The 19335-nt window shown below is 61.8% G+C and carries 16 protein-coding genes; 10 read left to right on the top strand and 6 right to left on the bottom strand.

Going from position 1 to position 19335, the window contains the following annotated elements; translation table 11 throughout:
• Positions 1 to 34: 34 nt before the first annotated feature.
• Both dapD and ACNFIC_RS05565 read right to left on the bottom strand, forming a co-directional pair.
• Positions 35 to 1069 (bottom strand): 2,3,4,5-tetrahydropyridine-2,6-dicarboxylate N-succinyltransferase, encoded by a 1035-nt coding sequence (dapD, locus tag ACNFIC_RS05570; protein ID WP_138218601.1) that lies wholly within the window; start codon positions 1067 to 1069, stop codon positions 35 to 37.
• A 31-nt stretch (positions 1070 to 1100) separates the two neighbouring features.
• Positions 1101 to 1448: an ArsC family reductase gene (locus ACNFIC_RS05565; protein ID WP_138218599.1), complete on the bottom strand. Its 348-nt coding sequence runs from the start codon at positions 1446 to 1448 to the stop codon at positions 1101 to 1103.
• A gap of 282 nt (positions 1449 to 1730) precedes the next feature.
• Here ACNFIC_RS05565 and ACNFIC_RS05560 point away from each other — a divergent pair, with 282 nt between their 5' ends.
• Positions 1731 to 3377 carry a Na+/H+ antiporter gene (locus ACNFIC_RS05560; RefSeq protein ID WP_138218597.1) on the top strand — a complete coding sequence of 549 codons (1647 nt, stop codon included), beginning with the start codon at positions 1731 to 1733 and terminating at the stop codon, positions 3375 to 3377.
• Here the strand turns inward: ACNFIC_RS05560 and ACNFIC_RS05555 are convergent.
• From ACNFIC_RS05555 to map, 4 genes are all read right to left on the bottom strand, one after another.
• Positions 3370 to 4119, bottom strand: a complete 750-nt coding sequence (locus tag ACNFIC_RS05555) for a hypothetical protein (protein ID WP_138218595.1) — start codon at positions 4117 to 4119, stop codon at positions 3370 to 3372. The genes ACNFIC_RS05560 and ACNFIC_RS05555 overlap by 8 nt on opposite strands.
• Positions 4120 to 4263: 144 nt before the next feature.
• Complete coding sequence (gene dapC / locus ACNFIC_RS05550) at positions 4264 to 5460, bottom strand: succinyldiaminopimelate transaminase (RefSeq protein WP_138218593.1); 1197 nt, start codon at positions 5458 to 5460, stop codon at positions 4264 to 4266.
• Between the two features lie 21 nt (positions 5461 to 5481).
• Positions 5482 to 8184: a [protein-PII] uridylyltransferase gene (locus ACNFIC_RS05545; RefSeq protein ID WP_416780251.1), complete on the bottom strand. Its 2703-nt coding sequence runs from the start codon at positions 8182 to 8184 to the stop codon at positions 5482 to 5484.
• 26 nt (positions 8185 to 8210) lie between these two features.
• Positions 8211 to 8993 (bottom strand): type I methionyl aminopeptidase, encoded by a 783-nt coding sequence (gene map / locus ACNFIC_RS05540; protein ID WP_138218589.1) that lies wholly within the window; start codon positions 8991 to 8993, stop codon positions 8211 to 8213.
• Positions 8994 to 9443: 450 nt separating this feature from the next.
• Between map and rpsB the strand changes: the two genes are divergently transcribed.
• From rpsB to bamA, 9 genes are all read left to right on the top strand, one after another.
• Complete coding sequence (gene rpsB, locus ACNFIC_RS05535) at positions 9444 to 10181, top strand: 30S ribosomal protein S2 (protein ID WP_138218587.1); 738 nt, start codon at positions 9444 to 9446, stop codon at positions 10179 to 10181.
• Between the two features lie 185 nt (positions 10182 to 10366).
• On the top strand, positions 10367 to 11230 hold the full coding sequence (tsf, locus tag ACNFIC_RS05530; protein WP_138218585.1) for a translation elongation factor Ts: 864 nt from the start codon (positions 10367 to 10369) through the stop codon (positions 11228 to 11230).
• 181 nt (positions 11231 to 11411) lie between these two features.
• Positions 11412 to 12155 carry a UMP kinase gene (pyrH, locus tag ACNFIC_RS05525; protein ID WP_003252294.1) on the top strand — a complete coding sequence of 248 codons (744 nt, stop codon included), beginning with the start codon at positions 11412 to 11414 and terminating at the stop codon, positions 12153 to 12155.
• Positions 12152 to 12709: a ribosome recycling factor gene (gene frr / locus ACNFIC_RS05520; RefSeq protein WP_138218583.1), complete on the top strand. Its 558-nt coding sequence runs from the start codon at positions 12152 to 12154 to the stop codon at positions 12707 to 12709. The genes pyrH and frr overlap by 4 nt, the downstream gene beginning before the upstream one ends.
• A 15-nt stretch (positions 12710 to 12724) precedes the next feature.
• Positions 12725 to 13480 (top strand): polyprenyl diphosphate synthase, encoded by a 756-nt coding sequence (gene uppS / locus ACNFIC_RS05515; RefSeq protein ID WP_138218581.1) that lies wholly within the window; start codon positions 12725 to 12727, stop codon positions 13478 to 13480.
• Entirely contained in the window at positions 13480 to 14295 is an 816-nt protein-coding gene (locus tag ACNFIC_RS05510) for a phosphatidate cytidylyltransferase (RefSeq protein ID WP_138218579.1), read from the top strand. Before uppS ends, ACNFIC_RS05510 begins: the two co-directional genes overlap by 1 nt.
• Complete coding sequence (ispC, locus tag ACNFIC_RS05505; protein ID WP_138218577.1) at positions 14292 to 15482, top strand: 1-deoxy-D-xylulose-5-phosphate reductoisomerase; 1191 nt, start codon at positions 14292 to 14294, stop codon at positions 15480 to 15482. The genes ACNFIC_RS05510 and ispC overlap by 4 nt, the downstream gene beginning before the upstream one ends.
• 42 nt (positions 15483 to 15524) lie before the next feature.
• Positions 15525 to 16877, top strand: a complete 1353-nt coding sequence (gene rseP / locus ACNFIC_RS05500; protein WP_138218575.1) for an RIP metalloprotease RseP — start codon at positions 15525 to 15527, stop codon at positions 16875 to 16877.
• A 76-nt stretch (positions 16878 to 16953) separates the two neighbouring features.
• Positions 16954 to 19302 carry an outer membrane protein assembly factor BamA gene (gene bamA / locus ACNFIC_RS05495; RefSeq protein ID WP_138218573.1) on the top strand — a complete coding sequence of 783 codons (2349 nt, stop codon included), beginning with the start codon at positions 16954 to 16956 and terminating at the stop codon, positions 19300 to 19302.
• Positions 19303 to 19335 lie beyond the last annotated feature (33 nt).

The raw sequence follows: 19335 nt of genomic DNA, 5'->3' as shown, positions 1-19335 counted from the left end.
AGCCCCGATCTTATCACTTCGAACCGGCAGGTTCTCAGTTGTGGGCGTGCAGCGCCTCGTTCAGCTCGATGGCCGACTTGTGGGTCTTGCACTCCACGGCGCCGTTGAGCGAATTGCGACGGAACAGCAGGTCGGTCTGGCCGGCCAGGTCACGGGCCTTGACCACTTTGACCAGTTGGTTGTGCTCGTCGAGCAGGTTCACCTTGGTGCCGGCGGTGATGTACAGGCCTGCTTCAACGGTGTTGCGGTCGCCCAGCGGAATGCCGATCCCGGCGTTGGCGCCGATCAGGCAGCCTTCGCCGACCTTGATGACGATGTTGCCGCCGCCGGACAGGGTGCCCATTGTCGAGCAGCCGCCGCCCAGGTCCGAACCCTTGCCGACGAATACGCCCGCCGAGACGCGGCCTTCGATCATGCCTGGGCCTTCGGTGCCAGCGTTAAAGTTGACGAAGCCTTCGTGCATGATGGTGGTGCCTTCGCCGATGTAGGCGCCCAGGCGCACACGGGCGGTATCGGCGATACGCACGCCAGCCGGAACTACGTAGTCGGTCATCTTCGGGAACTTGTCCACCGAGAACACTTCCAGCAGTTCACCCTTCAGGCGTGCTTCGAGTTGCAGCTCGGCCAGCTCGCTCAGGTCAACCGCACCCTGGTTGGTCCAGGCTACGTTCGGCAGCAGCGGGAAGATACCGGCCAGCGATACACCGTGCGGCTTGACCAGGCGGTGCGACAGCAGGTGCAGCTTGAGGTAGGCCTCGGGGGTGGAGGTCAGCGCTGCGTCTTCGGCCAGCACGGTGGCGACCAGTGGCTTGTGGCTTTCGGCCAGGCGGGTCAGCAGTGCCGCTTGGGCGGCGTCGACCGGCTTGACCGCTTCGGCCAGCTGCGCTGCCTGTGTATTGCTGAAGGCGATGGCCTGGTTGCCACCTTCGTAGCCCAGCACCGGCGCGATGGCGGCGATCAGCTCAGCCGAAGGATTGAGTACCGGTTGTGCGTAGAAGACTTCGAGCCAGGCGCCCTGGCGGTTCTGGGTGCCGACGCCGAAGGCCAGGCTGAACAGGGTATTGGACATGTGATTACCTCGTGCGAAATAGGGTAGGGGCTCAGGCCAGGGCGGCGGCGTACAGGTCGGGCTTGAAACCCACCAGGGTGCGCCCGCCGAGGTCAAGCACCGGGCGCTTGATCATCGATGGCTGGGCGAGCATCAGTTCGACGGCCTTGGCCTGGTCGAGATCGGCCTTGCTGGCGTCGTCGAGCTTGCGGAAAGTGGTGCCGGCACGGTTGAGGATGGTTTCCCAGCCGTGTTCGGCGCACCAGCGGTTCAGGCTGTCACGGTCGATACCTTGAACCTTGTAGTCGTGGAAGTCGTAGCCGATGGCCTTTTCTTCAAGCCAGGTGCGGGCCTTTTTCATGGTGTCGCAGGCTTTGATGCCGTAGAGAGTGTAAGCCATTGAATGCCTGGGGCAGCCGGGCTGGGCCGGATGTCCCGATACTCCTTGAAGATTGGGTGGGGCCGATTATGCGGTATCGAGGGGGGGGATGCCACGGCTGCGGGCCTGAAGGCGCTGCGCGAGGGCCGTCACCCCGTTGTGGGTAGCATTATGTTACATATTCGCGGGTTGTTTGCGACCATCGTGCAGCGGTCCACTCTAGCGGGTCGCCGCTAACATATTGTTTCAATGGCGAAGTTTCGTCCGTTGTAGTTTTTCGAATTGCACAGGAAGCCCGTGGCCATGCAGTCAGCCTATACCGTCCTTATCCTGCTGATGCTGGTGAGTGTGTCGAAACTGGTCGGGCGGGTGATCCCGCTGCCGTTGCCGCTGGTGCAGATAGCTGCCGGCGCCTTGCTCGCCTGGCCGACCCTGGGACTGCATGTGGCGTTGGACCCTGAGCTGTTCCTGTTTCTGTTCCTGCCGCCGTTGTTGTTCGCCGATGGCTGGCGCATTCCCAAGCGTGAGCTGTGGCGCATCCGTGGGCCGGTGGTGGCGCTGGCGGTGGGGCTGGTGCTGTTCACCGTGGTGGGGGCGGGCTACTTCATTCATTGGCTGTTGCCGAGTATCCCGCTCCCGGTAGCCTTCGCCTTGGCGGCGGTGCTGTCGCCGACCGACGCGGTGGCAGTGTCGGCCATCACCCAGGACCGCTTGCCCACGCCGCTGATGCACATGCTCCAGGGTGAAGCACTGATGAATGACGCTTCGGGCCTGGTGACCTTCAAGTTCGCCCTGGCCGCCGCGATTACCGGAGTGTTCTCGTTGACCGAGGCCAGCCTGAGCTTCGTGCTGGTGGCCCTTGGTGGCCTGGCGGTCGGGGTGGTATTAAGTTGGCTGATCGGCCGTCTGCGCACCTGGATGATCGCTCGTGGCTGGGATGATCCGGCCACCCATGTGGTGTTCATGCTGCTGTTGCCGTTCGCCGCCTACGTGCTGGCTGAGCGCTTGGGCGTTTCGGGCATCCTCTCGGCGGTAGCTGCCGGCATGATGCAGAGCTGGCTCGACCTGCTGCCCCGGCAGACCAGCACGCGCCTGCTCAATCGCAGCGTCTGGTCGCTACTGGAGTTTGCCTTCAACGGCCTGATCTTCCTGCTACTGGGGCTGCAACTACCCGACATTATCAAGGCCGTAGTCAGCCACGAGACCACCGTATGGCCCACGTTGGCCTGGCGCTGCCTGGACGTGTTGGCGATATTCGCGGCGTTGATCCTGTTGCGCTTCGTCTGGGTGCAGAGCATCTGGCGGGCGATTGGCGTGGTGCGGCGCTGGCGCGGCAAGGCGCAATTGGTGCTGATGCCGACAGCGCGCTCGTGCTGGCTGCTGACCTTGGGTGGCGTGCGCGGGGCGGTGACCTTGGCGGGCGTGATGTCGGTGCCATTGGTCTTGGGGGCGGGGCAGGCTTTCCCCGAGCGCGACTTGCTGATCTTTATCGCCGCTGGCGTGATCCTGCTGTCGCTGATCAGCGCCTGCATCGCCCTGCCGATCCTGTTGCGCGGCGTAACCAAAAGCCCGGATGAGCGCCTGCATCAAGAGGTGCAGGAGGCCTGGCGAAGAACCGCAGAGGCCGCGATCCATGCCTTGGAGGCCGAAGAGGTGATCGACGCCAGCGCCCCTCAGGATGCGGCTCAGGCTACCCTGGCGGTGGAACTCAAGGCGCGCCTGATGGCTGAGTACCGCGATGAGCTGGAAAGTTACAACGACAGTGACGAAGCCCGCGCGCTGGCCGCGCAAATGGACCTGCTCGAACGCCGGCTGCGCCTGCGTGCGCTGCGCGCCCAGCGCCTGGAGCTGTACAACCTGCATCGTCAGCATCTGGTTGGCGATGAGGTAGTACGCCAGGTGTTGGGCGAGCTGGACATGAGCGAGGCGAACCTGGGCGCGGTCAGGTAACGTCGGGCGAGCCTTTGCCTGGGTAGATCATGCGCATGAACTGCTTGTCCTTGGCGCTAAGCTCAACGGCCCAGTCAGAGGCGTGATCACCTACGGTGTACGCATTATTGATGGGATAGTGCATGATCGATTTTCGATCGTAGCGCAGGGTGATCCTGGGTTGGTAGGTGATCGGATCGTAGTTCTGGCTGATCAGTCGCTCGGCGATCTCATCGTAATCGGGATGCGCGCGTTCCTCTTCGCTGAACCGCGTGCTCAGGTAACGGCGCAGCGCCGCTTTGTCCCAGGCAATGCCCGCGTCGGGGTGCTGGTGCTCGTGGTAAAGCCCCAGGGCATGCCCGAACTCATGCAGTACCATCGCGTGCAAGTTTGGGTCGGCAGGTTTGACCCCAAGAATCATGGTCGCACCGTTGGTATCGCGTCTGTACCTGCCGTAATCGCTCTGGTTGAGCGTTTCTGGGCCATCGGTGCGAATGACGATTTCTGCGTGCCGCTGGTCGTTGTCGAGCAGCTCGAAGTTCAACTGCGCATGCTCCAGCCATTGCGACCCAATGTCGACTATCTGCCGCTTGAAGCCCTCATCCGGTGCGCCCAGAAACGAGATACGCAGCGTTTGTCCGGTGTTCCAGAAGGCTTCGGGCAGGCCTATCGAGCGCTTGAAACGGCTGGGTATGGAGGGCGTCTTGCCTTGCAATGACTGGTGTAGCTGATGCACCGTCTTTTCTATCAAGTAATCAATCATGTTACGGGCCTGCGTGTTAGGAAAGGCCGTAAGGTGCGATGGAACAGCGGGCGTTGTGCGTTACATATTGCGCGCGTCGATGTCGGTAAGCGGTAGTCGAGCGTGGCGGGTGGGCCTGCACCAACGTGCAGGCCCTGGTGACGATCAGCGCGCCTGCAGGAAGGTGCGAATCCGTTCGGCGGCTTCGATGCATTCGGCCAGCGGCGCAACCAAGGCCATGCGCACGCGTCCGGCACCTGGGTTCACGCCGTCGACTTCACGGGACAGGTACGAGCCGGGTACCACGGTCACATGCTGGTCTTCGAACAGATCGCGGGTGAAGTCGGCGTCACAGCCCGGGACCTTGGCCCACAGGTAGAAGCTGCCGTCAGGGCGCTTTACGTCGAGCACCGGTTGCAGGATGTCCAGCACGGCATCGTACTTGGCCCGGTACTGGTCGCGGTTGGCGCGCACATGGGTTTCGTCGTTCCAGGCCGCGATGCTGGCCAGTTGCGTTTGCACCGGCATGGCGCAGCCATGGTAGGTGCGGTACAGCAAGAACGGTTTGATGATGCTGGCGTCACCCGCCACGAAGCCCGAGCGCAGGCCTGGCAGGTTGGAACGCTTGGACAGGCTGTGGAACACCACGCAGCGGGCGAAGTCGCTGCGGCCAAGCTCGGCGCAGGCGGTCAGCAGGCCCGGTGGCGGGGCGTCTTCATCGAAGTACAGTTCGCTGTAGCACTCGTCCGAGGCGATCACGAAGTCGTGCTCATCGGCCAGGGCGATCAGCTTCTTCAGCGTGTCCATGGGCACCAGCGCACCGGTAGGGTTGCCTGGAGAGCACAGGAACAGGATCTGGCAGCGTTTCCAGACCTCGGCTGGCACCGCGTCGAAGTCTGGGTTGAAACCATTGCTTTCGAGGCATGGCAGGTAATGCGGGGTGGCGCCGGCGAGCAAGGCTGCGCCTTCGTAGATCTGGTAGAACGGGTTGGGGCTGACCACCAGGCCGTCATCGGCACGGTTGACCACGGCCTGTGTGAAGGCGAACAGCGCTTCACGGGTGCCATTGACCGGCAGTATATGGCGCTCGGCGTCGAGCCAGCCGGCCGGGACCTTGAAGCGTCGTTCGCACCACTGGCCGATGGCCTGGCGCAAGGCCGGCAGGCCCAGGGTGCTCGGGTAGACGGCGAGCTTGTCGAGGTTGTCGGCCAGGGCCTTGGCCACGAACGCCGGCGATTCGTGCTTCGGCTCGCCGATCGAAAGGGCGATGGCTCGTTTGTCCGCCGCTGGAGTCACGCTGCCGAGCAGCGCGCGCAGTTTTTCGAACGGGTAGGGCTGAAGCTGGGTCAAGGCATGGTTCATCGGCGCAAGGTCTCGTAATCGTCAAAAGGTCATGCGGGTAGGGCTGGCGTCACTGGCCTGGCCGGCTTGCAGTTGCTCGATGATGGCCTCCTGCAAGCGGCTGCACAGCTGCGGGTCGGACAGCGGCTGGTTGTCGGCGTCGGTGATGAAGAACACGTCTTCCACCCTTTCGCCGAGGGTGGCGATCTTGGCGTTCTGCAACGACAGGTCGAACTCCAGGAAGATCCGTCCGAGACGAGCCAGCAGGCCTGGTCGGTCCGGCGCGGTAATTTCGAGGATGGTCACAGGGCGCTGTGCGTCGTTGAGAATGGTCACCTGGGGGGCGAAATTGAAGTGCTTGAGCTGACGCGGCACGCGGCGCTGGATGATGGTCGGGTAGTCCTCGGGGTTGCGCAGCGCTTCGGTGAGGCCGTCACGGATCTGCTTGACCCGCTGCGGGTTGTTGCCGATCGAACCGCCGTCATTGTCGAGCACGATGTAGGTGTCCAGGGTGAACTGGCTGCTCGAGGTGATGATACGTGCGTCGTGAATGTTCAGGTTGAGCTGGGACATCGCGGCCACAGTCACGGCGAAGAAATCGTGCTGGTCGGGCGCATAGATGAAGATCTGCGTGCCCCCCTCGAATTCGCGCTGGGTCGTTTCCTTGATCAGCACCAGCGGGCCGCCATCGGCTGGCTGCTGCAGGATGGCGTCGGTGTGCCAGGCTACATCGGCAGCGTTGTGTTTAAGGAAATAGTCGTCGCCCAACTGCGCCCACAACTGCTCGACGTCGTCCGGATCGGTGCCTTCGCGAACCAGGATATCCAGCGCGGCCGATTGCGTCTGGCGGATCTGCTCCTCACGGTCCAGCGGATTTTCCAGGCCACGGCGCAGGGCACGCTTGGTTTCGGTGTACAACTGGCGCAACAGGCTGGCGCGCCACGAGTTCCACAGGCTGGGGTTGGTAGCGTTGATATCGGCCACGGTCAGTACGTAGAGGTAATCCAGGCGCGTTTCGTCGCCCACATGCAGGGCGAAATCGTTGATCACCTGTGGGTCTGACAGGTCCTTGCGCTGGGCGGTGGTGGACATCACCAGATGGTTCTGCACCAGCCAGACAATCAGCCGGCTGTCCCAGGCTGGCAACTGATGGCGTTCGCAGAAGGCCTGGGCATCCACGGCGCCGAGTTCCGAGTGGTCGCCCTGACGGCCTTTGCCGATGTCGTGGTACAGCCCCGCCAGGTAGATCAGCTCGGGCTTGGGCAGACGGCCCATGAGCTTGCTGGCCAGTGGGAATTTCTCCGAAACCGGCGTGTACTGGAGCTTGCGCAGGTGCTTGATCAGGTTGAGGGTGTGCGCATCGACCGTATAGATGTGGAACAGGTCGTGCTGCATCTGCCCGACGATCAGGCCGAACTCCGGCAGGTAGCGGCCGAGGATGCCGTAGCGGTTCATCCGACGCAGGTTGCGGTGGATACCGATCTCGCACTTGAACAGTTCGATGAACAGGCTGGTATTGCGGATATCGTGGCGGAACTTGTCGTCGATCAGGTGCCGGTGCTCGCGCAGCAGGCGCACGGTATCGGCGCGTACCCCCTTGATATCGGGATGCTGGGCCATCAGCACGAAGATCTCGAGCATGGCGAACGGGGTGCGGCGGAACACGTTCGGGTTGGTTGCTTCTATATAGCCGTCGTGCAGGCGAAAACGCGCATTGAGCGGTTGCGTGGTGCCACTGTCGTCATCGGCGAGGATGACTTCCTCGAAGTGCTGGATGATCAAGTCGCACAGTTGGCTGATGCTCATCACCACCCGGTAGTACTGCTGCATGAACTGCTCGATGGCGCGCTTGGGGTTGTCGTCGCTGAAACCCAGCAGGCCGGCGACGCTGCGCTGGTGGTCGAATAGCAGGCGGTCTTCGGCGCGTCCGGCGAGCATGTGCAGGGCATAGCGCACCCGCCACAGGAACGCTTGCGAGGAGGCCAACAGCTCGTTCTCGCTTTCGAGCAGAAAGCCTTCGTCGGCCAGAGCGTTCAGGTTGAGGGTGCCGTACTGGCGACGGGCTACCCAGAGTACCGTCTGGATGTCGCGCAAACCGCCAGGCGAGCCCTTGACGTTGGGTTCGAGGTTGTACTCGGTGTCGTTGTACTTGTGGTGGCGGGCCTTGAGTTCGGCGCGCTTGGCCAGGAAGAACTCGCGGCTGGGCCACATGTGCGCGGTGCTGGTTACCTCCAGCATGCGCTGGCGCAGCGGCTCGGGCCCGGCGATGGTGCGGCTTTCCATCAGGTTGGTGATGACCGTGAGGTCGGCGCGGGCTTGCTCGGCGCACTCATCGACCGTACGCACGCTCTGGCCCACTTCCAGGCCAATGTCCCACAACAAGGTCAGGAAGCGTTCTATGGCGTCGCGGTACAACTCGTGCTCGGCACTGTCCAGCAGGATCAGCAGGTCGATATCCGACCAGGGGTGCAGTTCGCCGCGTCCGTAACCGCCCACCGCTATCAGGGCGATACCGTCTGGCTTGCCCCAGTCGAACTGGCGCCAGGCCTGTTGCAGGACGTTGTCGACGAACCATGCGCGGTCCTCGATCAGTCGACGGATTTCACCGCCTTCGCGAAAACGTCTGTCGAGCACTTCGCCAGCCAGGCGGATCGCCTTCTTGAACGCGGCGATGGGGCTAGCTTTGAGGGCCAGTTCCGCCTGGAACTGACCGGGGTCGAACAGCTCGGGATCCACCTGGGGCATCGAGTCGCGTTCCTGTTAGATGAGAATCAGGCCGAGGTGCGCGGGATGGTGTCGTCCTTGCGCAGGGTGAAAATCTCGTAGCCGGTGGCCGTCACGACCAGCGTGTGCTCCCACTGTGCCGAGAGCTTGCGGTCCTTGGTAATGGCGGTCCAGCCGTCGCCGAGCACCTTGGTATCGGCTTTGCCTTGGTTGATCATTGGCTCGATGGTGAAAGTCATGCCTTCCTTGAGTTCCATGCCGGTGCCTGCGCGGCCGTAGTGCAGGATCTGCGGTTCTTCATGGAACACCTTGCCGATGCCGTGGCCACAGAATTCGCGTACCACCGAGAAACCGTTCTTTTCCGCGTGTTTCTGGATCACCTCGCCGATGTCGCCGAGGCGGCAGCCGGGCTTGACCAGCTCGATGGCCTTGTACAGGCATTCCTGGGTGACCTTGGACAGGCGCTCTGCCCAGGGCGCGACGCTGCCGACATGGAACATGCGGCTGGTATCGCCGTGGTAGCCGTTCTTGATCACCGTTACATCGATGTTGAGGGTGTCGCCATCCTTGAGCGGCTTCTCGTTGGGGATGCCGTGGCACACCACATGGTTGATCGAGGTGCAGATCGACTTGGGGAAGCCTTTGTAGTTGAGCGGTGCCGGGATGGCCTGCTGGACATTGACGATGTAGTCGTGGCATAGGCGATCGAGTTCTTCGGTGGTGACCCCGGGCTTGACGTGCTCCGCGATCATTTCCAGGACTTCGGCGGCCAGGCGGCCGGCGATGCGCATCTGTTCGATGTCTTCTGCGGTCTTGATGGTGACGGTCATTACAGGCTCTCTACGGCGCCGCGTGCGGCGCGAACGAACGGGAAAGACCAGATTCTACCAGAGCGTGGCCGTGGCCGTGAGCGGCAAGACATTAAGCAGCAAGCAGCAAGCAGCAAGCAGCAAGCAGCAAGCAGCAAGCAGCAAGCAGCAAGTAGCAAGTAGCAAGCAAAGGCAGATTTGCTTTTGCGTGATTTTCGAGTCATAAGCTGCAAGCCGCAAGAAATACTGTTTGGCTTGCAGCTTGCAGCTTGCAGCTTGCAGCTTGCAGCTCATGTGGGTTCCGTTCGTCTTTGGGTTGTGGTATAACATGCGCCGCTTTCAGGGGACGACCTCTGTTGGCTCAAACCCACACACGTGTCGACACGATGACCTGGGTGCCCCGCTTGTTCGCAAGTGCGGGTTGGTCATTGGGATACGTGGAGGCCCAACCCGACTTACCAAGGAACTATCATGTCCCAAGTCAACATGCGCGATATGCTGAAGGCCGGTGTGCACTTCGGCCACCAGACCCGTTACTGGAACCCGAAAATGGGCAAGTACATTTTCGGCGCGCGCAACAAGATTCACATCATCAACCTGGAAAAAACCCTGCCGATGTTCAACGACGCTCTGTCGTTCGTAGAGCGCCTGGCCCAGGGCAAGAACAAGATCATGTTCGTCGGCACCAAGCGTTCCGCCGGCAAGATCGTCGCCGAGCAAGCTGCTCGTTGCGGTTCGCCATACGTTGACCACCGCTGGTTGGGCGGCATGCTGACCAACTATAAAACCATCCGTGCTTCGATCAAGCGTCTGCGCGACCTGGAAACCCAGGCCGAAGATGGCACCTTCGCCAAACTGACCAAGAAAGAAGCCCTGATGCGTTCGCGCGATCTGGAAAAACTGGACCGCAGCCTGGGTGGTATCAAGGACATGGGCGGTCTGCCTGACGCACTGTTCGTCATCGACGTCGATCACGAGCGCATCGCGATCACCGAAGCCAACAAGCTGGGCATCCCGGTCATCGGCGTTGTCGATACCAACAGCAGCCCAGAAGGTGTTGACTTCGTCATTCCAGGTAACGACGACGCCATCCGCGCCATCGAGCTGTACATGACTTCGATGGCTGACGCTGTCATCCGCGGCCGCAACAACGTTGCTGGCGGCACCGAAGTCTACGCTGAAGAAGCGGCTGCACCTGCTGCCGAGTAATAGACGCTAGCGTCGACTTGGCACGCGAAAAGGGGGCTTTGCCCCCTTTTTGCCACCTTGAAATCCTGCTGTCAGCAATGGCCCTACATCATGGTCGTGCTGAGCTTAAAGCAGCGGATTTGCAGAATTTAACGCCCGTGACAAGCGGGTGGAATGGTTGAAAAACTTTCCAAGAGGATTTTGAAATGGCAGCAATTACTGCAGCGCTGGTCAAAGAACTGCGCGAGCGTACCGGCGAAGGCATGATGGATTGCAAAAAGGCCCTGGAAAAGGCCGGCGGCGACATCGAAAAAGCCATTGACGACATGCGTGCCTCGGGCGCCATCAAGGCCGCCAAAAAGGCAGGCAACGTTGCCGCCGAAGGCGCCATCGCTGTCAAGACCGACGGCAAGACTGCCGTTCTGCTGGAAGTGAACTCGCAGACCGACTTCCTGGCCCTGCAAGACGACTTCAAGAACTTCGTTGCCGAAAGCCTGGAAGAAGCCTTCGCCCAGAAGCTGACCGACGCCGCTCCGCTGATCGCCTCGCGTGAAGCCGCTCGTGAAGCCCTGGTCGCCAAGTGCGGCGAGAACGTCAACATTCGTCGCCTGGTGCGCGTTGAAGGTGACGTTGTCGGTGCCTACCTGCACGGCAACAAGATCGGCGCTGCCGTTGTCCTGAAAGGCGGTGACGTCGATCTGGCCAAGAACATCGCCATGCACGTCGCTGCTTCGAACCCAGAGTTCCTGGATGCGTCGGAAATTTCCGCCGAGGCTATCGAGCGCGAGAAGAACGTCTTCCTGCAGCTGAACGCCGACAAGATCGCTGGCAAGCCTGAGAACATCGTTGAGAACATGATCAACGGTCGTATCACCAAGTTCAAAGCCGAAGCCTCGCTCAAAGAGCAAGCCTTTGTCATGAACCCAGAAGTCAAGGTTGGCGAGCTGGCCAAGAAAGCCGGTGCTGAAATTGTTTCCTTCACCTACTTCAAGGTCGGCGAAGGCATCGAGAAGCCGGTTGACAACTTCGCTGAAGAAGTTGCCGCCCAGGTAGCTGCCGCCAAGCAGTAAGACGGACTCGTCTGTCGCCCCGAAGAGGCTGCCCGCTCACGCGCGCAGCCTCTTTGTCAAAACGGAGAAAGGTTTATAAGACCTGGCTCCGCTGGCACTGAAGCAGTGCCACGCTACAGTTAGCAGGCTGCAAACAGCCCGCACGGAATTTTCTAAAAGTACGCCGCAGGAGAGACTCGCAATGGCTCAGCAGGTGAGTGGTCGCCAACCTCGCTATAAACGCATTTTGCTCAAACTTAGCGGCGAGGCCCTGATGGGCTCGGAAGACTTCGGGATCGACCCGAAGGTGCTGGATCGCATGGCCCTGGAAGTGGGTCAACTGGTCGGTATCGGTGTCCAGGTCGGCCTGGTCATCGGTGGCGGTAACCTGTTCCGCGGTGCCGCGCTCAGCGCAGCCGGCATGGACCGTGTCACCGGCGACCACATGGGCATGCTGGCCACCGTGATGAACGGCCTGGCCATGCGCGACGCCCTGGAGCGTTCGAACATCCCGGCGCTGGTCATGTCGGCCATTTCGATGGTCGGCGTCACCGATCATTACGATCGTCGCAAAGCTATTCGTCACTTGAACTCCGGTGATGTGGTAATTTTCTCCGCCGGTACTGGCAACCCGTTCTTCACCACCGACTCCGCAGCCTGCCTGCGCGCCATCGAAATCGATGCCGACGTGGTATTGAAGGCGACCAAGGTCGATGGTGTGTACACTGCCGATCCATTCAAGGATCCACACGCCGAGAAGTTCGATCACCTCACCTACGACGAGGTGCTGGATCGCAAGCTCGGTGTCATGGACCTGACCGCAATCTGCCTGTGCCGCGACCACAAGATGCCATTGCGGGTATTCAACATGAACAAGCCTGGCGCCCTGCTGAACATTGTGGTGGGTGGCGCTGAAGGTACTTTGATCGAGGAAGGCCAAGCATGATCAACGACATCAAGAAAGACGCCCAGGAGCGCATGAGCAAATCCCTGGAGGCCCTGGCCCGCAACCTGGCGGCGATCCGCACCGGTCGAGCTCACCCGAGCATCCTGGACGGCGTCAAGGTGCCAGCCTGGGGCAGCGACATGCCGCTGAACCAAGTGGCTGCGATCACCGTCGAGGACGCCCGTACCCTCAAGATCGTCGCCCACGACAAGAACCTCAGCGCGGCCATCGAGAAGGCCATTCTGACCTCCGACCTGGGCCTGAACCCGTCCAGCGCCGGTACCACCATTCGTGTGCCGATGCCTGCCCTGACCGAGGAAACCCGCAAGGGCTACACCAAGCAGGCCAGTGGCGTTGCCGAAGATGCCAAGGTCGCCGTGCGCAACGTGCGCCGTGACGCTTTGGCCGACCTGAAGAAGTTGACCAAGGACAAGGAAATCAGCGAAGACGAAGAGCGTCGTGCCGCTGATGAAATCCAGAAACTGACCGACAAGTTCGTCGCCGAAGTGGATGCAGCGTTCAAAGCCAAGGAAAAGGACCTGATGGCCGTTTAAGGCCGAGGTTTTTTAATGGAAAAGACCAAGCTGGCGGCACCGGGTTCGGTGCCGCGTCACGTCGCAATCATCATGGATGGTAACAACCGCTGGGCGAAGAAGCGCCTGTTGCCCGGTGTTGCCGGGCACAAGGCCGGCGTCGATGCCGTACGTGCGGTGATCGAGGTGTGCGCAGAGGCGAAGGTCGAGGTGCTCACGCTCTTCGCCTTCTCCAGCGAGAACTGGCAGCGTCCGGCCGAAGAGGTCGGCGCGTTGATGGAGCTGTTCTTTTCGGCGCTACGTCGCGAGGCCAGGCGTTTGAACGAGAACAACATCGCCTTGCGTATCATTGGTGATCGTTCGCGCTTTCATCCTGAGTTGCAGGCGGCCATGCGCGAAGCCGAGGCCGTCACCGCTGGCAGCAACCGCTTCATCTTGCAGATCGCCGCTAACTACGGCGGTCAGTGGGATATCGCCCAGGCGGCTCAGCGCCTGGCGCGTGAAGTTCAGGCCGGGCATCTGCGCCCGGACGACATCACTCCGCAGTTGTTGCAGACGTGTCTTGCCACTGGCGACCTGCCGTTGCCCGATTTGTGCATCCGAACGGGGGGCGAGCGGCGCATCAGCAACTTCCTCCTGTGGCAGCTGGCTTATGCCGAGCTGTATTTCTCCGACCTTTACTGGCCGGACTTCAAACACGAGGCCATGCGCAATGCGCTGGCCGATTTCGCCTCGCGCCAGCGCCGCTTCGGTAAGACCAGCGAGCAGGTCGAGGCTGGAGCTCGTGCTTAATGCTTAAACAACGCATCATTACTGCGCTGATCCTGTTGCCGATCGCATTGGGAGGGTTCTTCCTGCTCAACGGCGCCGATTTCGCGCTGTTCATCGGCCTGGTGGTGACACTTGGCGCTTGGGAGTGGGCGCGCCTGGCCGGGCTGGTTGCCCAGTCGCTGCGTGTCGCCTACGCGGCTGTCGTCGCCGGTGGCTTGATGCTGCTGTACATCTTGCCGGAGCTGGCGCCCTGGGTGTTGGGGGCTGCGGTGATCTGGTGGGCCCTGGCGACCTGGCTGGTACTTACCTATCCGCGCAGCAACGACCTCTGGGCCAGCGCCGCTTGCCGGTTGTTGATCGGCCTGCTGGTGCTGCTGCCGGCCTGGCAGGGGCTGGTGCTACTCAAGCACTGGCCGCTGGGGAACTGGCTGATTCTCGCAGTCATGGTGCTGGTATGGGCGGCTGATATTGGTGCCTACTTCTCTGGCCGTGCCTTCGGCAAGCGCAAGCTGGCGCCGCAGGTCAGCCCCGGCAAGAGCTGGGAGGGCGTGTATGGCGGCCTGGTGGTCAGTTTGCTGATTACCCTGGTCGTGGGCGTGAGCCGCGATTGGAGCATCGGCGAGCTGTTGCTGGGCCTGCTGGGTGCGGTGGTGGTGGTCATGTCTTCGGTGGTCGGTGACCTGACCGAAAGCATGTTCAAGCGCCGTGAGGGCATCAAGGACAGCAGCAACCTGCTGCCTGGCCATGGCGGTGTGCTTGATCGGATCGACAGCCTGACCGCAGCCATTCCGATGTTCGCTGTGCTGCTGTGGGCTGCCGAATGGGGTGTCATGTGAGCCAGGTGCAGCGCATCACCGTGCTGGGGGCTACAGGCTCCATCGGCTTGAGCACGCTGGATGTGATCGCCCGCCACCCTGATCGCTATCAGGTGTTCGCCCTGAGTGGCTATTCGCGTATCGACGAGTTACTGGCCTTGTGCGTGCGTCATCGCCCGGCATTCGCCGTGGTGCCGAGTGCCGATGGTGCGGTGCGCCTGCGCGAAGGTCTCAATGCGGCCGGTTGTGCTACGGAGGTGCTGGAAGGCGAAGCCGGGCTGTGCCAGGTCGCTGGTGCGCCTGAGGTCGACGCGGTCATGGCGGCCATCGTCGGCGCTGCGGGTCTGCGACCGACGTTGGCGGCGGTAGAGGCGGGCAAGAAGGTGCTGCTGGCCAACAAGGAAGCTTTGGTGATGTCCGGGGCGCTGTTCATGGAGGCAGTGCGTCGCAGTGGTGCTGTGCTGCTGCCGATCGACAGCGAGCATAACGCGATCTTTCAGTGCATGCCGGGCGACTACAGTCGTGGCCTGGGCGCCGTTGGCGTGCGCCGTATCCTGTTGACCGCCTCGGGTGGGCCGTTTCGCCAGACGCCGGCGGCCGAGCTGATGGATGTCACCCCCGAGCAGGCGTGTGCCCATCCCAACTGGTCGATGGGGCGCAAGATCTCGGTGGACTCTGCCAGCATGATGAACAAGGGGTTGGAACTGATCGAAGCCTGCTGGCTGTTCGATGCCGCGCCGCAAAACGTCGAGGTGGTGGTTCATCCGCAAAGCGTGATTCATTCGCTGGTGGACTACATCGACGGCTCGGTACTTGCCCAGTTGGGCAACCCGGACATGCGCACCCCGATCGCCAATGCCCTGGCCTGGCCGGAGCGTATCGACTCGGGCGTGGCGCCGCTCGATTTGTTCAGCGTCGCCCGTCTGGATTTCCAGGCCCCCGACGAACAGCGCTTCCCTTGCCTGCGTCTGGCGCGTCAGGCTGCCGAGGCGGGTAACAGTGCCCCGGCGGTGCTCAATGCGGCCAATGAAGTGGCAGTGGAGGCGTTTCTTGAGCGGCGCATCCGCTTCCCGGAAATCGCAGGTATGATCGAGCGTGTACTCGACCAGGAGCCTGTGGTGCCGGTCGCCACGCTCGATGCGGTATTCGCTGCCGACCAGCGCGCCCGGGAGTTGTCCCGTGAGTGGCTGCGGCGCCACGGTCGCTGACCGGCAGCCGACGGCTGCGTCAACGTCATCCGGAGATTGGACATGTCTGCGCTCTACATGATTATCGGCACGCTGGTGGCGTTGGGTGTGCTGGTCACCTTCCACGAATTCGGCCATTTCTGGGTGGCGCGTCGTTGTGGAGTCAAGGTGCTGCGTTTCTCGGTGGGCTTCGGCACGCCGCTGGTGCGTTGGCATGACCGCCACGGCACCGAGTTCGTGGTGGCGGCGATTCCGCTGGGCGGTTACGTCAAGATGCTCGACGAGCGCGAAGGTGAGGTGCCGGCTGCGTTGGCTGGGCAGTCGTTCAATCGCAAGACGGTAGGGCAACGTATTGCCATCGTGGCGGCCGGGCCGGTCGCCAACTTCCTGCTGGCCATCCTGTTCTTCTGGATCATCGCAATGCTCGGCACGCAGCAGGTGCGGCCGGTGATTGGCTCAGTCGAATCGGGCAGCCTGGCGGCCAGTGCTGGGTTGAGCGCCGGTCAGGAAATCGTTTCCATCGACGGCAAGCCGACCAACGGCTGGTCGGCGGTGAACCTGCAACTGGTCCGCCGTCTCGGCGAGAGCGGCACCTTGCGCGTAGACGTGCTGGATGAAGGCGCCACGACACCGCGTCAGCATGACATTGTCCTCGATCACTGGCTCAAGGGCGCCGACGAGCCCGATCCGATCCAGTCCCTGGGCTTGCGCCCCTGGCGCCCTGCGGTGGTGCCGGTGCTTGCCGAGATTGATCCCAAGGGGCCGGCTGCCGCTGCCGGGCTCAGGAGCGGCGACAAGCTGCTGGCCCTGGACGGCGCTGCGCTGAGTGATTGGCAGCAGGTGGTCGATGCCGTACGTGCCCGTCCCGAGCGTAAGGTGACCCTGCGTATCGAGCGTGACGGTGCGCCACTCGACGTTGCCGTGACCCTGGCGCGTAAGGGCGAGGGGCAGGCCGCGGGTGGCTACCTCGGGGCAGGCGTCAAGGCTGGCGAATGGCCGGTGCAGATGCTTCGCGAAGTCAGCTATGGCCCGCTGGAGGCGGTGGGCGAGGGGCTTTCGCGAACCTGGAACATGAGCGTCCTGACCCTCGAATCACTAAAGAAAATGCTGTTCGGGGAGCTCTCGGTAAAAAACTTGAGTGGACCGATAACCATTGCTAAAGTGGCGGGCGCTTCAGCCCAGTCGGGCGTTGGGGATTTCCTGAATTTCCTGGCCTACCTGAGCATAAGCCTGGGGGTTCTGAATCTGCTGCCCATCCCGGTACTGGATGGGGGGCATTTGCTGTTCTACCTGATCGAGTGGGCGCGCGGTCGCCCGCTCTCGGATCGGGTGCAAGGTTGGGGGGTCCAGATCGGTATCAGTTTGGTCGTCGGGGTGATGTTGCTCGCCCTGATCAACGATCTGGGTCGACTATAAAAGCTTCGCTCAATCGCGAAACCTGCCGTACTTTTTGCGGCGGGTTGTTTATTGCCAGTTGGAATAAAAGGACTTCATGAAACGTCTGCTGCTAACTGCGGTCCTCTCCGCACTGATGATCGCTGAAGTTCACGCCGAGTCCTTCACCATCTCCGATATTCGCGTCAACGGCCTGCAGCGGGTTTCCGCCGGCAGCGTGTTCGGCGCCTTGCCGTTGAACGTGGGCGACCAAGCGGACGATAGCCGCCTGGTCGATTCGACCCGTTCGCTGTTCAAGACCGGCTTCTTCCAAGACATCCAGCTGAGTCGCGACGGCAATGTCCTGATCATCAACGTGGTCGAGCGCCCATCGGTCGCAAGCATCGAGATCGAAGGCAACAAGGCGATCAGCACCGAAGACCTGATGAAAGGCCTGAAGCAGTCGGGCCTGGCCGAAGGCGAGATCTTCCAGCGTGCGACCCTCGAAGGTGTGCGTAACGAGCTGCAGCGCCAGTACGTGGCCCAGGGCCGCTACTCGGCCGAGGTCGACGCCGAAGTCGTACCGCAGCCGCGCAACCGCGTTGGCCTTAAGATCAAGATCAACGAAGGCACGGTCGCTGCGATCCAGCACATCAACATCGTCGGCAACACCGTGTTCGACGATGAGGAGCTGTCGCAGCTGTTCGAGCTGAAGACCACCAACTGGCTGTCGTTCTTCAAGAACGACGACAAGTACGCCCGCGAGAAACTCTCCGGTGACCTCGAGCGCCTGCGCTCGTACTACCTGGACCGCGGCTACATCAACATGGACATCGCCTCCACCCAGGTGTCGATTACCCCGGACAAGAAGCACGTCTACATCACGGTCAACGTCAACGAAGGCGAGAAGTACACCGTGCGTGACGTGAAACTCTCGGGTGACCTCAAGGTGCCGGAAGACCAGGTCAAGTCGCTGCTGCTGGTGCAGCCTGGCCAGGTGTTCTCGCGCAAGGTCATGACCACCACCTCCGACCTGATCACCCGTCGCCTGGGTAACGAAGGCTACACCTTCGCCAACGTCAACGGCGTGCCGCAACCGCACGATGAAGACCATACCGTCGACATCATGTTCGTGGTTGATCCGGGCAAGCGTGCCTACGTCAACCGCATCAACTACCGTGGCAACACCAAGACCGAAGACGAAGTGCTGCGCCGCGAAATGCGCCAGATGGAAGGCGGCTGGGCATCGACTTACCTGATCGACCAGTCCAAGACCCGTCTTGAGCGTCTGGGCTTCTTCAAGGAAGTCAACGTCGAAACCCCACCGGTGCCGGGCACCGATGACCAAGTCGACGTGAACTACGCGGTCGAAGAACAGGCCTCGGGCTCGATCACCGCCAGCGTCGGCTTTGCCCAGAGCGCCGGTCTGATCCTGGGTGGTTCGATCAGCCAGAGCAACTTCCTGGGTACCGGTAACAAGGTGTCCATCGGCCTGACCCGTTCGGAATACCAGAGCCGCTACAACTTCGGCTTCGTGGACCCCTACTTCACTGCCGACGGCGTGAGCCTGGGCTACAACGCCTTCTACCGCAGCACCAACTACGACGACCTTGACGTTGACGTGGCGAGCTACGCGGTCGACAGCCTCGGTGCGGGTGTCAGCCTCGGCTACCCGATCAGCGAAACCTCGCGCCTGACCTACGGCCTGACCGTGCAGCAAGACAAGATCAAGACCGGGAAGTACACCGTCGACGAGATTTTCGACTTCCTGAAAGACGAAGGCGACAACTTCCTGAACTTCAAGGCTTCGATCGGCTGGTCCGAGTCGACCCTGAACAAAGGTGTGCTGGCGACCCGTGGTCACTCCCAGAGCCTGACCCTGGAAACCACCGTGCCGGGCAGCGACCTGTCGTTCTACAAGCTCGACTACCGCGGCCAGCTGTTCAAGCCAATCAACAACGACTACACCCTGCGCCTGCACACCGAGCTGGGCTATGGTGACGGCTTTGGCTCGACCTCCGGCCTGCCGTTCTACGAGAACTACTACGCCGGTGGCTTCAACTCGGTGCGTGGCTTCAAAGACAGTACGCTCGGCCCGCGCAGTACGCCGAGTACCGGCAAGAACCCGGGCACCATCACCGACCCGGACCAGGACCCGCTGCCGTTCGGCGGTAACGTCCTCGTCCAGGGTGGCGTGGAGTTGCTGTTCCCGCTGCCGTTCGTCAAGGACCAGCGTTCGCTGCGCACGTCCGTGTTCTGGGACGTGGGTAACGTGTTCGACACCAACTGCGGCTCCAAGCCTGATTGCACCAAGGTCGGCTTCAGCGACATGGCCAGCTCCGTCGGCCTGGGCGTAACCTGGATCACTGCGCTGGGCCCGCTGAGCTTCAGCCTGGCGATGCCGATCAAGAAACCGCAAGACGCCGAAACCCAGGTGTTCCAATTCTCTCTGGGCCAGACCTTCTGAGGTCGGCCCTCGTACAACGACAACGGTTTATCC

It is taken from the genome of Pseudomonas sp. NY15463, assembly GCF_048068415.1.
Taxonomy (GTDB): Bacteria; Pseudomonadota; Gammaproteobacteria; order Pseudomonadales; family Pseudomonadaceae; genus Aquipseudomonas; species Aquipseudomonas mosselii_C.
This window is presented reverse-complemented; position numbering and strand designations above follow the sequence as displayed.